Raw genomic sequence first — 14,587 nt, forward strand, 5'->3', positions numbered from 1 at the left:
AAATGCCTTGGTATCCTTAAATTGTGAAGTACATTAAACCGTTATTATTATTCTTTGTCATCTCCGGCCTTATTGGTTGTGTCGCGCTTGTTGGTATTTACTTTTATATCAAACCTAACCTACCAAGCGTCACTGTACTTAAGGATGTTAGACTCCAAACGCCGATGCAGATATATACCCATGATGGAAAATTAATTTCTCAGTATGGGGTTAAACGGCGGATACCCGTAAAACTTGAGGAAGTGCCTGAGCAATTAATCCACGCGATATTGGCGACAGAGGACAGTCGCTTCTTTGAACATCACGGTATAGACCCTATCGGTATCGCCCGTGCAGCGTTGAGCTTAATTCTTACGGGTGAAAAAAGGCAAGGTGCGAGCACATTAACCATGCAGCTTGCTCGAGGCTTCTTTTTAAGTCGAGAAAAAACATATATTCGTAAGGTAAAAGAGATATTTATCGCTTGGCACATGGAGCAGGAACTCAGTAAAGAAGAGATACTTGAACTTTATTTGAATAAAGTTGAGCTAGGCCATCGTTCGTTTGGCTTCGGTGCTGCCGCCCAAGTATATTACGGTAAATCTCTTAATGAACTCACATTGGCACAACTTGCTACTATTGCTGGCCTTCCAAAAGCGCCTTCAGCACTAAACCCTATTACTGATCCTGAAGCATCCGCAGGTCGCCGCCGCGTGGTGTTGCTGCGTATGCTTGATGAAGAATACATATCTAAAGCAGACTTTGATAGTGCGGCAAGCGCGCCTATAACTGCGCGTAAGCATGGTGCTGAAATTGAAGTGGATGCGCCATATTTGGCCGACATCATCTATAACGAAATGGTCGACATTTACGGTAAAGATGAAGCTGAAACCGGTGGCTATCAAGTTTATGCGACCGCAGGTTCCGACTTGCAGCTTGCTGCTCAGCGGGCGGTGGTCAGGAATCTTCACGACTATGATGAGCGTCATGGTTACAAAGGACCACTGGGCTATTTGTGGGATGCCCCATCGCCAGATAGCCAAGATGAGCCAGTGCCGCAGCTTTCTTTAAATACCGATATCAGTGATAAGTTGCTTGCTAGTGATTGGAGCGAGCGCGAGATGCTTGCTGCGCTGTCACAAGTGCCGTACATAAAGCCTCTTGTGCCAGCAGTTGTGCTTTCAGCAACTGAACAATCGATTGATGTGCTCGATGTAAACGGCGAGAAGCGCACAATTACCTGGGAAGGCTTAGACTGGGCTAGACGCTATATTACCGACTTTAGGCAAGGCAGTGAGCCTGAAACTGCATCGGATATTACGCAACCTGGCGCGGTTATTTATATTCGTGAGCAGAACGACGCATGGCGTATCGCACAACTCCCTGAAGTGAGCGGAGCCTTTATTGCGCTCAACCCACGAAATGGTGCGGTTGAAGCGGTAGTTGGCGGGTATAGCTTTTATCAAAGCCAGTTTAATCGTGCCACACAGGCTAAACGACAAGTAGGCTCTAACATTAAGCCCTTTATTTATTCTGCGGCTATAGACAGTGGGTACACCCTTGCTTCCATTATTAATGATGCACCTATTAACCAATGGAATGCGGCGACCGGTGTTGCGTGGCGCCCCCAAAATTCACCGGCTGAGTACGATGGCCCTATTCGTATGCGTAAAGCCTTGGGTAAATCAAAAAACGTAGTGTCAGTTCGTCTATTGCGGGGGGTTGGGCTTCGTAAAGCGGCCGATTATCTTACCCGCTTTGGTTTTGATCCAGACGATATCCCGTTAGATGAAACCGTATCGTTAGGCTCTAGCTCTCATACCCCGCTAGAGGTGGTTCGTGGTATGTCAGTTATTGCTAATGGCGGCTACTTAGTAAACCCTCACTTTATCGCTAAAGTGCTGGATGAACATAATCAAGTATTGTGGCAAGCCAATCCTGTATGGGCATGCGACAATTGCACCAAGGCTCATGCACCTGAAAGCTATCCAGAAAGTGATTTAGATAGCGGTTTGGACAACAATGAGGTTGATGTAGAAGCCTTACTCGAAGCCCAGCTCAATAAAGATGTGTTGCTCGCTGAAAACGAAACAGCTGAAAAGCAAAGTGCGCCGCAAGTTATTACCGCACAAAATGCTTTCTTGGTCGGTGAGATGATGCGTACCGGTGTGCGAGCAAATGGGAATTGGAGTAAGAAGACCTATTGGCTTGGTACAGGTTGGCGAGCACGAAATATTCTTCAGCGCACTGATATTGCCGGTAAAACCGGTACCACGAACGATTCAAGAGATACGTGGTTCAGTGGTTTCCAAAAAGATATCGTTGCGACTGCGTGGGTGGGTTTTGACAACATGGGCAGACAACTTGGCCGCGCGACCCGCAACCAAAACCTCGTCAATCGCAATCCTGAAAAATTCAATTGGATTGGTAATGCGTTAATTGGTACCGAAGACGGTGCCAAAGCAGCAGGTCCGGCATGGATAAGATTTATGGAATATGCGTTGGCAGGGAAGCCTCATTCACCTATCCCTGTACCTGAGAAAATAGTACGAGTTCGCATTGATCGTACCAGTGGGAAGTTGACCCGAAGGACAGACCATACGACACTGTTCGAATATTTCTTGCAAGGCACTGAACCCACCTCATATGTTCTTGATGATGAAGTGGTCGATCCTGCCTCGCAAAATAAAACAACGACGCCTGAACCTGAAGAAATATTTTAATAAAGAGCGTGCAAAAGCACGCTCAGCAGGTTGCTGCTAAGTGATTGCCTGTAAATACAACCGGATAACCCATGTCAGAAGATTCAAATCGATATCTTTATATTCCTCATGCTGGCCCCTCGCTGCTGGAAACGCCCCTATTAAATAAGGGCAGTGCCTTTACTTCCAGAGAACGTGCTGCATTTAACTTAACCGGCTTAGTACCGCCTCGCTACGAAAGTATCGAAGAGCAAGTTGAGCGCGCGTACATGCAATACAGTAGCTTCGACGAAGTTCTGAATAAGCATATCTATTTACGCGCCATTCAAGATAACAACGAAACCCTGTTTTATCGTCTTATTCAAAAGCATATTGATGAGATGATGCCAATTATATACACCCCAACTGTGGGTGATGCCTGTGAGCAGTTTTCAGACATTTATCGTAGTTCTCGCGGGTTATTTGTGTCGTGGGAAGAGCGCCATCAAATAGATGATATTGTTCGCAACGCCACCAAGCGTAAAGTGAAAGTTATTGTCGTGACCGATGGTGAGCGAATTCTTGGTCTTGGTGACCAAGGTATTGGTGGTATGGGTATTCCAATCGGTAAGCTTTCGCTTTATACCGCCTGTGGTGGTATTAGCCCAGCTTATACCTTGCCGGTTATGCTTGATGTAGGAACGAACAACGAGAAGTTACTTAACGACCCTATGTACATGGGGGCACGTCATCCTCGTATTGGCCAAGAAGACTACGATGAATTTGTCGATATGTTCATTCAGGCAGTAAAGCGTCGCTGGCCTGAAGTGATGATTCAGTTTGAAGATTTTGCACAGCCTAACGCGATGCCCTTGCTGAACCGCTATCGCAATCAAGTGTGCTGCTTTAACGACGATATTCAAGGCACTGCTGCGGTTACATTAGGTACCATTTTAGCGGCATGTCGCATGAAGCGACAAAAGCTATCAGACATGAAAGTAGTGTTTGTTGGGGCAGGTTCAGCCGGCTGCGGTATTGCTGAAATGCTTATCCAACAAATGGTGCATGAAGGTATTAGCGATGCACAGGCGCGTAAACAAGTCTTCATGGTAGACCGCTTCGGCCTAGTAACTGAAGGCATGGAAGGGTTACGTGACTTCCAGCAAAAACTAAGTCAACAGTTAGTCGACCTTGAAAGCTGGACCTTTAGCGGTGATTACGCATCGCTACTTGATGTTATGCACTGCGCCAAGCCAGATATTCTTATTGGTGTATCGGGGCAACCTGGTTTGTTCACCGAGCAGGTGGTTCGTGCCATGAAGCAAAACTGTGAATTACCTATTATCTTTCCATTAAGTAACCCGTCTCGTCAGGTTGAAGCGCGACCAGAGCAAGTTATCGAATGGACTGATGGCGAAGTGGTTATTGCAACGGGAAGCCCGTTCAAGCCCGTTGAGTATAAAGGTAAAGTATTCACCATTGCCCAGTGTAATAACTCGTATATATTCCCTGGTATAGGTCTTGGTGTCGTTGCTGCAAAAGCAAAATTAATCAGTGATGAAATGCTGATGGCTGCAAGTAATGCACTTGCTGATGCGTCGCCGCTGGTAAACACTGGCGAAGGTTCCTTGTTGCCGCCATTGGGTGCTATTGCTGAGCTTAGCCGCAAAATAGCCTTTGAGGTGGGTAAGGTTGCCATGGCACAAGGGCTAGCCCTTGAGATGTCAGACGATGCATTGAATGACCATATTGAACGTAATTTTTGGAAAGCTGAATACAGACCTTACAAGCGCGTTAGCATTTAAACTAATGTGCGTTTAATAAAAGTCTACGAGAGCAGCCCTAGGGCTGCTTTTTTTATCCCTTCTGTCAGGTTTTGCTAATTCAAATACACTGACTATTTTACTTCATGTTTTAAGTCTAGGTTTTTAATTCAAACTTCGGACGTTCCCCTAGTCAGTAATAAAGTGTTGCGAGAGTGCAACATTTTCTCAGTGCCACTTATCTCACGTACCGCGAGATTTTTCATAAGTATATGATATTATTTAAATTGTTGTGGTGGCACAATTGCTGCTTACTCTTAATCGAGAACACAGCAATAGCTGCATCGGTATTGTGACTCAAATCAATACCCACAGGGAGGAACCGTATGTTTGCAATAGTAAGGAATTTCACTAAAACCATTTTTGCTAATGAGATTATGTCTAATGAGCTCATGTCGAACGATTTCAATACGTGCATGTTGCTTGATGCACTGTCCTCTTTGGAACAAGACTAGGCTTTCTAAAGCAGTAGTTAGCACTTGTTAAAAAATTCGGTTACTGGTGATGCTCGTTGTAGCGAATACGCTATTAAATAGCACGCACCCAATAACCACACAGTTTGCGGGCAATGGATTGCGCGCCTTTTATTCAAGCAGGGGCAGTTTATAATACGTGTTAAACGATTTTATTCTGTCTTCTTTGTGAATTATCCCAGCGAGAAGCGCTTGGTCGTATATCATTCATCCAATCCCTTGTAATTTCATATTCAGTACACACATCAAATTTATAATCATGCTAACGCGATAGAAAAGGATCTGATATGTCTGACAGTAATACTTACACGCCTCCAAAAGTATGGAGCCAAAATGAAGATGACGGTAACAAATGGGCTAGTATCAATCGCCCTGTATCGGGTGCCACCCATGAGCAAGAACGCTCTGTAGGGCAGCATCCACTTCAGCTTTATTCTTTGGCTACTCCCAACGGTCAAAAAGTGACTATCATGTTGGAAGAGCTTTTAGCTGCAGGTATTACAGACGCCAATTACGATGCGTGGTTGGTTAACATTGGCGAAGGTGATCAATTTTCATCTGGCTTCGTTGATGTAAATCCGAATTCTAAAATTCCTGCTATGGTAGATACATCAACTACACCAGAAACAAAGCTATTTGAATCGGGTTCGATACTGCACTATTTAGCGGAAAAGTTTGATGTATTTATTCCTAAAGATCCTGCTGCAAAAGTAGAGTGTTTTAATTGGTTGTTCTGGCAAGTAGGTTCAGCACCTTACTTAGGCGGCGGTTTTGGTCACTTCTATAGTTATGCACCGTACCCAATGGAATATCCTATTAACCGATTTACCATGGAAGTAAAACGTGAGCTAGATGTGCTAGACAAACATCTCGCCAAAAATACCTATTTTGCCGGTGACGAGTACAGTATTGCTGATATGGCTATTTGGCCATGGTATGGCAACTTAGTACTTGGAAATCTGTACGACGCAGCAACTTTCTTACAAGTTAACGATTACAAACATGTTCTACGCTGGGCTACAGAAATTGAGGCTCGCCCTGCAGTACAGCGCGGCGTAATTGTTAATCGTACGTGGGGCGATGCGCAGCTTAAAGATAGGCATAGCGCGAAAGACATCGATGATGCGCTAAACGAAGCGAAATAAGCCGCGAACTTTGCTTTGAGTCAGCAACACATAGGTTGTCACCTAACTCGAGCCTACTCGTGGTAGGCCGGTAAATGTGTTGCTGCTTTGCAGTCTTTTTATGAGCGTCTTTAACAAGCGTCTTTAACAAGCGTCCATTATAAATGACTGTTGTGCGTAGCAACCAGCGCGTAAACGTGCAGCCGAATAGCATTCAATGCCCGCGCCTGCCAGTCCACCCAATTAATTCTATTGCGAATTTCATGTTGGTTTAGACTTATATAACCATGACACAACGCCCAAATTTGCATGGCTATATCTTGACGCTCTTCTACAGCAATCTCTTTTTTAATTATCGCTGAAACCACTTTAGTTAACGTAATAAACGCCTTTTCCCCTGCAGCAATTGCGTCCTCACTCGGGGTGTAGTCTTTAAGGTTAGACCCAAATATCAAATTGTAATGCGCTGCATGTGCTTCAGAGAATCGCAGTACGTGTTCGCAGGCATTTAGTAACCGGTCTGATGGGGTATTACCCTCTGACTTTTTCATCATCTCATCGACAAGGGTAAAGCCTTCAATATATAGGGCATCAAGAATACCTTGCTTCCCCTTAAAGTGGCTGTAAATGCCAATGGTAGACATACCAGCGCCCTCAGCAATAGCACGTACACTTAATGCATGGGTGCCCCCTTTCAAAAACAAGGTCGAAGCCGCTTCTAAAATTTTCTGACGAGTATCTTTTTTCATTTACATTGAATTTACATGTTGCGCAATATAACGGCGTTATATATATTGAATATAACACTGTTATATTCAATCGTTCCATTAGATTGTCGTTTAGCGTGATTACATTCTATAAACCCGCGTGCAGGCAGGTTCATACATAAAGGACATAGTATATGAAAGCAGAACAATTAACTTGCGATTATTTGATTGTGGGAAGTGGGGCGGTAGGCATGGCATTTGCCGATGTACTGCTCAGTGAAACCGATGCCAGCATTATCATAGTCGATAAATACGCTAAGCCTGGTGGTCATTGGAACTTAGCTTATCCTTTTGTCACCCTACATCAGCCTTCTGCTTTTTATGGTGTTTGTTCACGAGAGTTAAATCGCGGCGTAATTGATAAAACAGGAATGAATGAAGGATTAATGGGGCTGGCCTCTGGTGCTGAGGTGAGTGCCTATTTTGATGCAGTCATGCAAGAGACCTTTTTACCCTCAGGTCGCGTACAGTATTTTCCTCTCAGCCAATACGAAGGCGATGGCAAATTTACTAATATCACGGGCAATAAAACCTTTGAGGTTACCGTTAATAAAAAAATCGTGGATGCGACCTACTTGAAAACCAGCATTCCCATTACCCACAAGCCTAGCTTTACACTTGATGAAAATGTTGATTTTACGCCAGTAAACACCTTAACCCAACGTGTACGTGGGCATAAAAACTATGTGGTTATAGGCGGCGGTAAAACGGGGAGCGACACTTGTTTATGGTTGCTTAGCAATCTTGTAAACCCTGAAAACATCCATTGGGTGGTATCGCGGGATGCATGGCTGCTTAATCGAAAAAACACCCAGCCACTAGATGACTTTTTCTTCGATACCATCGGTGCGCAAGCGAACCAAATGGAAGCTATTGCTCAGTCGACCTCTATTGATGATATGTTCGATAAATTAGAGGAAAAGGGCGTGATGCTGCGTATAGATAAAGACATCAGGCCTGCTATGTTCCATGGCGCAACGGTAAGTGAAGCCGAATTAGCGGCACTGCAAACCCTACCCAATATTATTCGCCATGGCAGAGTGACCCATGTGTCAAAAGAGGCACTTACGTTCGAGGATACTCAGTGGGCAATGCCAGAAGATGCTTTGGTGGTGGACTGTTCGGCGTCAGCACTCACAAATCTAGAGATAAAGCCTGTTTTTGAGGGCAATACTATTACGCCGCAAACCGTGCGAGCTTACCAACCGGTGTTCAGTGCGGCGCTAATTGCGCATGTTGAAGCAGCCTATGATGATGAAGCTACCAAACAGAAACTGACCCAAGTTGTCCCTTTGCCCAATCGTGATATTGACTGGGTACCTATGACAGCAGCCATGCTGCGAAATATGCATATTTGGGGCGAGGCACCTGAGCTTCGAGCATGGATCCACAATTGTAGGCTCGATGGGTTTTCCAAAATTGTTCATGGAGTGGCCAAAGACGATATGCCGAAACTACAAGTGTTAGGGCGCCTTAAAGCCGCGTCGCAACCTGCTATGGGGAAACTCATGGAGTACATGCATATGCTATCAGCCAGTGGCAAACTCTAATTCTAAGAAAAAGGGAACAAGGTTATGCAACAGTTTCAAGTTGATAAACAAGACTTAAGCCAACACCGTATAGTCGCGACAGAAAACACCGATCTTTCTAATCAAGGGCTGTCGAAAGAGGGCGTGACTTTTGAAGTAGAGCGTTTTGCGTTTACCGCCAACAATCTCACTTATTTCATGATGGGTGAAAAGCTTGGATATTGGCAGTTTTTTCCAGCGGTTTCCGACAAAGCTCTTGCCGACAAAGCTGCTTCCAACAAACCACTTGAGAGCAACGTCAACAATAAGTGGGGGGTTATTCCTGTGTGGGGTATTGGGAAGGTGTCAGCGTCTAGCGCAGAGGGAGTGGACGTAGGCAGCCGTTATTTTGGGTATTTCCCGCCTGCCACGCACCTGCATATGGACGCCATTGCTTTTGCTCAAGGAAATCTGATAGATACCAGCGCGCATAGAACTTCATTACCGCAGGGTTATAATATGTATCGCCCGTTAGAAAGTGGCGGTGATAAGACCCAGTCACACCGTGAAAACCTGCAAATGTTACTGTGGCCTTTATACATTACATCTTATTGTTTATGGGATTTAATCGACCAGTACAACGCGCCTAAGCCAAAACAAGTGATTGTATTAAGTGCATCAAGCAAAACCAGTTTAGGGTTGGCCTATGCCCTTAAAAAAGATGACTATCACGTGGTAGGTGTAACTTCTGGTAAAAGCCAAGAGTTTGTTGAGGGACTAGATGTTTACAATCAAGTGGTTTGCTATGACAACCTAGATGACATCCACAGTAAAGCCAGTATTGTGGTAGATATGTCGGGAAACAGTGAGGTTAAGCAGCGGCTAAAGACAAGGCTTGGTGACGACCTAATGCGCTATGTGCAAGTGGGATTAACACATTGGCAAGACGCGGGCACAGAGGATGGCGCTGAAAATACCGAAGACGCCTCTGGCAATAGCGATGAGTTCTTCTTCGCACCAGCGCACATTCAAACCAGAATGACGGAATTAGGTGCAAGTAAATTTCACGCACAAAGCGGGGCTTTTGTAAAAGAAGCCATGTTGTGGACCTCTTCATGGTTGTCAGTAAAAGAGCATAAAAATATTGCGTCGTTAATACAAAACTTTACCGCTATTTGTCGCGGTGATGTTTCACCACACGAAGGGCTGATATTTATACCATAATCATAATAAAATTTGCGTTCACTCCTATCAAATAAGTTGTAGGCGCATCGCTTTTTGGGACACCAACTCAAAGTAGCTTTCGCACCAGGTTGGTGCTTTTAGTTAGTTTCATGTAAAAAATATTGTCATTTGTCAGTGATTTTTACATTTTTTCAGTTGGTATTAGGCTTTATTTCATAAACTTCATTAAAGTCATGGGGTTGAGTTTATGGTATGAATTTTGCTTTTTTTGCGGCAATGCACAAGTTTTGACTTAATTTCCTAAGTTGATGGACTTGTTTGAACTTCATACAAATATAAGGCAGTACGTGATGTTTCGCTTAGTCGTATTAGTGATATCGTTGTTTACATTTGTAGCTTCAGTGAGCGCCGCAGAGTCTACTTCAAGTACGCTGGGTACTTACAACCTCATCTTGTTGGAAGATTATAACTTTCAAGGTGGAGATGTGCAGGGCCAAGTCCTTATCGGTGGTGACTTAAACGCTAATGGTCGCGCGGTTGAGTTTGGTAGTCGGCTAGCAAATACAGACACTGCCATCGATGCCGTTACTATTATGGGTGACGTAAATGCCAATCAAATTCGCGTATTAAATGACAATAACTTGGTTTACGGTGGCGCGCTTAATGTGTCGCATGTAGAACTGAATGACGGTAATGATGGCGAAGCGATTTATAATGCCAACCTCAGTATTGATGAAGTAGCGGCCTCGCTGCACGCCGATTCAGCTTACTTTGCCAGTCTTAGCGCGAATGGCACATACAGTGATGGCATATTTAATTATGTAGGTACAGACAGCGTTGCAGTATTTAATGTATCCGCTGGCGATATCTTCGCGCAAAACAGTAATTTATCGCTGAACTGGGGCGATGCAGAAACCGTTATCATTAATGTTTCAGCAGGTGATGCTGTTGCGAATGACATCGTAGTGGGTGGTGGTGTAAACCTAAACAATGGTTTCAACGGTAGCGAAGCATTTTCAAATGTACTGTGGAACTTCTACGACGCAGAAAGTATTGATTTTAATAGTTTAGCTGTTAAAGGTTCGGTGCTAGCCCCTCTAGCGACAACCCAAGGTGGTGCGTCGTTTGATGGTTCTTTCGCCGCGGTTTCATATACAGGCGCTCGTGAATTTCATAACTATGTATTTAATTACGAGACACCTTCAGCGCCTCCGGTAGTAACTGTCCCAGAGCCGCCTACCATTGCAGTATTGGCGTTGTTCTTGTTATTCTTAAGCTTTAGAAGAGTACGCCGCTACTAGTGTATCGAGCGACTGCCTATAGCAGAGCATGTTACTTAATGAGTAAAACCTCGCCCCTGATATCTATAATTACAAGCGCACGGTGTGCGCTTGTTTTCTTTGTGAGTCTTTCTCTATCTTTCTCGGTATATTCAGTGAATAACGAGGATTATGAAAAAGGGAAAGCTTCCTTCGCCCAAAAGGAATACAAAGAAGCATTCATTTATGCAAAAAATGCACTTCAAGCTGAACCAGACTATTTACCTGCACAGATCTTATTAGCACAATTGTATCAAGTTAATGGCATGTTTACCCAAGCAGATGCTGCATTTAGAGAGGCCTTTGATGCCGGGGGCGACGCAGGACTCATTTTCGAACCATGGGGCGAAGTACTGCTTCGCTTAGGCGATAGTGAACGTATACTCGCTCTTGGTTTTGATTCACCACTGCCTCTTGAAACACGCATAAATTGGCATACGATCCGCGCAAAAGCCTGTATGCAGCAATCTAGAATGTTGTGTGCTAAATATGAAAATGACCAAATCCTCGCACTCACCTCAGATCACCCTAAAGGCCTAAATGGATTGGCATTATTAGCCATTCTTGACCGTCGTTATGCGGAAGCTGAAGCACTATTGGCTAAATCTATGACACAAAATGATAGCCAAGCACAAACATGGTGGTTAAAGGGGCGGTTGGCAAATGAGCGTCTAGAGTATGCACAAGCACAGGCCTTTTACAGTAGGGCCTTTTTATTGGCTCCAAACAACCCAACCATGGCGCGTAGTTTAATCGATGCTTACATTTCTTCTTCTGACTTTGATGCGGCGCTTTTAATCACAGAAGATTTGTTGTTACAAACGGAAGGCGATCTTTATGTACTTTTCGTCAATAGTTGGCTTACCAGTCAGGTAGAATCGTTAGCTGTTATTAGGCCCCAGTTAGAGCAAATAGCGACTCAATTAGCGAATGTTGATGACGTTATGCTGCAGACTGAACCTGCACTTTATTACCTGCGCGGTATGGTGGCGTTGATGCAGAAGAATTACGAAACAGCGCGTGATAATTTTCTCAGTTATGCAAAGCACACAGAAGAAGATGTACAAACGGCGATATTGCTAGCAAGCACTAATATAGCGCTTGGGGATAAGAAATCGGCGATGTCTGCTTTGCAACCTCATGCAGAAACCTTGATAGATAGCAATATTGATCAAGCGTTAGTGTTGGGAACACTATTTATCGAGAACAAGCAAAATTTTGCAGCAGTAAACTTATTGAATAAGCTTGAAGAGGCGTACCCAAATAACGTCAATGTCGCTTTATATGCAGTGCGAGTTGCCTTAAGTCGCGGAAAAGTTGCTCAAAGCAATGCGCAACTATCTAGCTTAAAGGCACGTTACCCTGAAAACCGACAAGTGCTGATGACCTATGCGCTACATCATCTTAATAACGGAAACTCGGTGCTAGCTGGTGAAGCAATAACGTTGTTGTTAGCCCGCTTTCCAAATGACGTGTCGATTCAAAATATGTACGCAGCGCAGCTTATTATTGATAAACAATACGAAAAAGCACAAGAGGTTCTTGATAGGGTTCTTATACAATCACCTAGGTTGTTCGCAGCACGCTATAATCAGGCAACTTTGTTGCTTCAACGTAATGAGTTAGATGAAGCTAGAGAAATATTACTCTCCCTTTCTACTTCGCGTCCTGAACATTTACAAGTTGCTTTTCAGTTGGCCAAAATTGATTTTCAAATGGGTAATCTTCAGGCTGCCATTTCTGGCTTTCGTAAAATATTAGTATCTAATGGAGCATCAACGCCGTCGAACGTTACCTTAGCGGCGGTAGCGGCTTATGCGCAAATAGGCGACTACAAGAGCGCTATAGAATTGCTAAGAAAGCTATTGGCTAGCGAGCCTGGGAACCAAGTCGCATTAGTTCAACTAGCAGGTTTTTTCATAAAAGTAAGCGATAAACAACAAGCGCTGACTACCCTTAAGAAGATGGATGTTATTCCGTCGCTTTCTATTAATACACGACTTGCGCAAGTCGCACTTTGGACAGCTTTAGGCGAGCAAGCCAAGGCCTTAGAGGTAATGCAAAGCACCCATCAACTAGTGCCAGATGATAAAAATATCCATTTACAGCTGGTGAAGTTGATGCTTGTTTCCGGGAAACTGAACGATGCCGCAGCCTCCCTTGAAATGCTTGAAAACGACTTTCCGAATGATCCGCTAGTTAGGTTTAAGCAGGGCGAATTAGCACAAGCGCAAGGGCAACTAGACACAGCCTATAAGCATTTTGAAAACGTATTGGCACTTGATGCAAGTTTCGATTTGGCCTTAGCTAAACTGTATTCAATTAGCGTTCAAAAACAAAGTTTTAACCGCTTTTTGGCGCGCCTAAATAGCATAGTAAAGCAAGAGCCAACGCGTTATTTTCCCCGCAATTTACTTGCTCAATATCACTATTACTATGGCGATAAAACCCTGGCTATTGGTCATTATCAACAGCTACTCAGTCTTGTTGATGATAATAGCCGATATGCCATGTTAAACCGGTTAGCTATTTTACACTTCCCTACCGATACAGACCAAAGCTTCGTGTATGCAAAAGAAGCGTATGAGCTTGCGCCTAACAATGCAGATGTCTTGCATTCCTACGGTTGGAGTTTAGCGCTTAATGATCGTTACAACGAAAGTTTACCCATTCTAAGAGAGGCGTCGGCAAGGGATGCTATATCACCATCGCTTAAATACCATTTAGCCTATACGCTTTATAACTTGGATAAACGTGATGAGGCCGAGCGAATACTAACGTCGTTACTTACCGTCGAAGAATATTCTGATATCCGCCCACAAGCCGAAGCATTGTTGGTAGAAATTAAGCGTTGAGGTGAGAGATAAGAAAATCACTTACCTCAGGCCACAACGACTGACATTTTCTAGAGAAAAACTTCATGTGGCCTATCTCTGTAAGATTATGGTCGCTGGGCTCGATTAGACGAATTTCTGCCTCTAGCGAAGGAAAGACGCTAATCATATCTTCAACGTTTGACAGGTTGGCAATATCATCATCGCTGGCTAACAACCATTTAGATGGCAGGCGTAGTTCATCATACCAGTGCTTGAGTACTTCTTTACCAAAAGCTTCCTTCACGTAACCTTGGCCATTACACCACTTTTGCCACTGCTTGCTAACACCTTTAGGTAAAGGCTCACCCATGCCGACTAAGTGAGACTTAGTGTGTCCGAAAAGTAAGTTGTTCAAAGGGATATAGACATTCATGAAAAAGTGCGCTTTGAGCAAATACCTAGCCCGCATGTTACGCAAACTACCCGATGAGCTACCAAAGTTACAAAATGCAGTAAGGTCATTCACGTTTGGCATTAGCCCTAACAGTTGCCCGCCAGCACTATGACCGACTAAAAAGTATTGAGTCTTGGGGAAGTGCATTTTTAAGGTTTCTAATACTGCGGGCATATCTTGCTGCCCCCAGGTGACCAAGGAGGCTTTACTGTGTTTGACCTTACCTTTTAACGATTCAGCAATACCGCGGTTATCGAATGTGATCACACCAAATCCCTGTTCACAGAGGTAGTTAGCAAATGCAGAGTAAAACTGACGTTTAATACCTGTGGCGGGCGCTATCATGACTGCGCCTTTAACGGCGTGTTCGGGTGTGTAGAGTGTTGCGGTTAAGTGAGTACTGTCTTCACAGGTAACGCTGATATCTTTAGGCATCTGTCGTTCTCGCTCTTCTGGTC

The 14,587-nt window shown here is 44.2% G+C and carries 10 protein-coding genes; 8 read left to right on the top strand and 2 right to left on the bottom strand.

The window, feature by feature from the left end; translation table 11 throughout:
- Positions 1–23 precede the first annotated feature (23 nt).
- The 4 genes from AVL57_RS02090 (at position 24) to yghU (ending at position 6,101) form a co-directional block, all read left to right on the top strand.
- A complete protein-coding gene (locus tag AVL57_RS02090; protein WP_057794358.1) occupies positions 24–2,702 on the top strand; it encodes a penicillin-binding protein 1A in 2,679 nt (892 codons plus the stop codon).
- Between the two features lie 71 nt (positions 2,703–2,773).
- Positions 2,774–4,465: an NAD-dependent malic enzyme gene (locus tag AVL57_RS02095; RefSeq protein WP_057794356.1), complete on the top strand. Its 1,692-nt coding sequence runs from the start codon at positions 2,774–2,776 to the stop codon at positions 4,463–4,465.
- 344 nt (positions 4,466–4,809) lie between these two features.
- Entirely contained in the window at positions 4,810–4,938 is a 129-nt protein-coding gene (locus tag AVL57_RS21375) for a hypothetical protein (RefSeq protein ID WP_257721357.1), read from the top strand.
- A gap of 305 nt (positions 4,939–5,243) precedes the next feature.
- Positions 5,244–6,101: a glutathione-dependent disulfide-bond oxidoreductase gene (yghU, locus tag AVL57_RS02100; protein ID WP_057794353.1), complete on the top strand. Its 858-nt coding sequence runs from the start codon at positions 5,244–5,246 to the stop codon at positions 6,099–6,101.
- 137 nt (positions 6,102–6,238) lie between these two features.
- Here the strand turns inward: yghU and AVL57_RS02105 are convergent, their stop codons facing one another.
- On the bottom strand, positions 6,239–6,829 hold the full coding sequence (locus tag AVL57_RS02105; protein ID WP_057794351.1) for a TetR/AcrR family transcriptional regulator: 591 nt from the start codon (positions 6,827–6,829) through the stop codon (positions 6,239–6,241).
- Positions 6,830–6,981: 152 nt separating this feature from the next.
- Between AVL57_RS02105 and AVL57_RS02110 the strand changes: the two genes are divergently transcribed.
- The 4 genes from AVL57_RS02110 to AVL57_RS02125 all read left to right on the top strand — a co-directional run bounded on the left by AVL57_RS02110 (position 6,982) and on the right by AVL57_RS02125 (position 13,714).
- Positions 6,982–8,397 carry a hypothetical protein gene (locus AVL57_RS02110; RefSeq protein WP_057794349.1) on the top strand — a complete coding sequence of 472 codons (1,416 nt, stop codon included), beginning with the start codon at positions 6,982–6,984 and terminating at the stop codon, positions 8,395–8,397.
- 24 nt (positions 8,398–8,421) lie between these two features.
- A complete protein-coding gene (locus AVL57_RS02115; RefSeq protein WP_057794347.1) occupies positions 8,422–9,579 on the top strand; it encodes a DUF2855 family protein in 1,158 nt (385 codons plus the stop codon).
- 311 nt (positions 9,580–9,890) lie between these two features.
- Positions 9,891–10,841, top strand: a complete 951-nt coding sequence (locus tag AVL57_RS02120) for a choice-of-anchor A family protein (protein ID WP_057794345.1) — start codon at positions 9,891–9,893, stop codon at positions 10,839–10,841.
- A gap of 134 nt (positions 10,842–10,975) precedes the next feature.
- The gene (locus AVL57_RS02125) at positions 10,976–13,714 is read left to right on the top strand and encodes a tetratricopeptide repeat protein (protein WP_057794343.1); all 2,739 of its coding nucleotides are present in this window, start codon (positions 10,976–10,978) and stop codon (positions 13,712–13,714) included.
- Here the strand turns inward: AVL57_RS02125 and AVL57_RS02130 are convergent.
- Positions 13,704–14,564, bottom strand: a complete 861-nt coding sequence (locus AVL57_RS02130) for an alpha/beta hydrolase family protein (protein ID WP_057794341.1) — start codon at positions 14,562–14,564, stop codon at positions 13,704–13,706. The genes AVL57_RS02125 and AVL57_RS02130 overlap by 11 nt on opposite strands.
- Between the last annotated feature and the right edge of the window lie 23 nt (positions 14,565–14,587).

The sequence above is a fragment of the Alteromonas stellipolaris genome (assembly GCF_001562115.1).
GTDB classification, from domain to species: Bacteria; Pseudomonadota; Gammaproteobacteria; order Enterobacterales; family Alteromonadaceae; genus Alteromonas; species Alteromonas stellipolaris.

Coding starts and splice junctions, on each gene's coding strand:
- AVL57_RS02095 (WP_057794356.1), top strand. CDS start 2,774: ATGTCAGAAGATTCAAATCGATATCTTTATATTCCTCATGCTGGCCCC.
- AVL57_RS21375 (WP_257721357.1), top strand. CDS start 4,810: ATGTTTGCAATAGTAAGGAATTTCACTAAAACCATTTTTGCTAATGAG.
- yghU (WP_057794353.1), top strand. CDS start 5,244: ATGTCTGACAGTAATACTTACACGCCTCCAAAAGTATGGAGCCAAAAT.
- AVL57_RS02105 (WP_057794351.1), bottom strand. CDS start 6,829: ATGAAAAAAGATACTCGTCAGAAAATTTTAGAAGCGGCTTCGACCTTG.
- AVL57_RS02110 (WP_057794349.1), top strand. CDS start 6,982: ATGAAAGCAGAACAATTAACTTGCGATTATTTGATTGTGGGAAGTGGG.
- AVL57_RS02115 (WP_057794347.1), top strand. CDS start 8,422: ATGCAACAGTTTCAAGTTGATAAACAAGACTTAAGCCAACACCGTATA.
- AVL57_RS02120 (WP_057794345.1), top strand. CDS start 9,891: ATGTTTCGCTTAGTCGTATTAGTGATATCGTTGTTTACATTTGTAGCT.
- AVL57_RS02130 (WP_057794341.1), bottom strand. CDS start 14,564: ATGCCTAAAGATATCAGCGTTACCTGTGAAGACAGTACTCACTTAACC.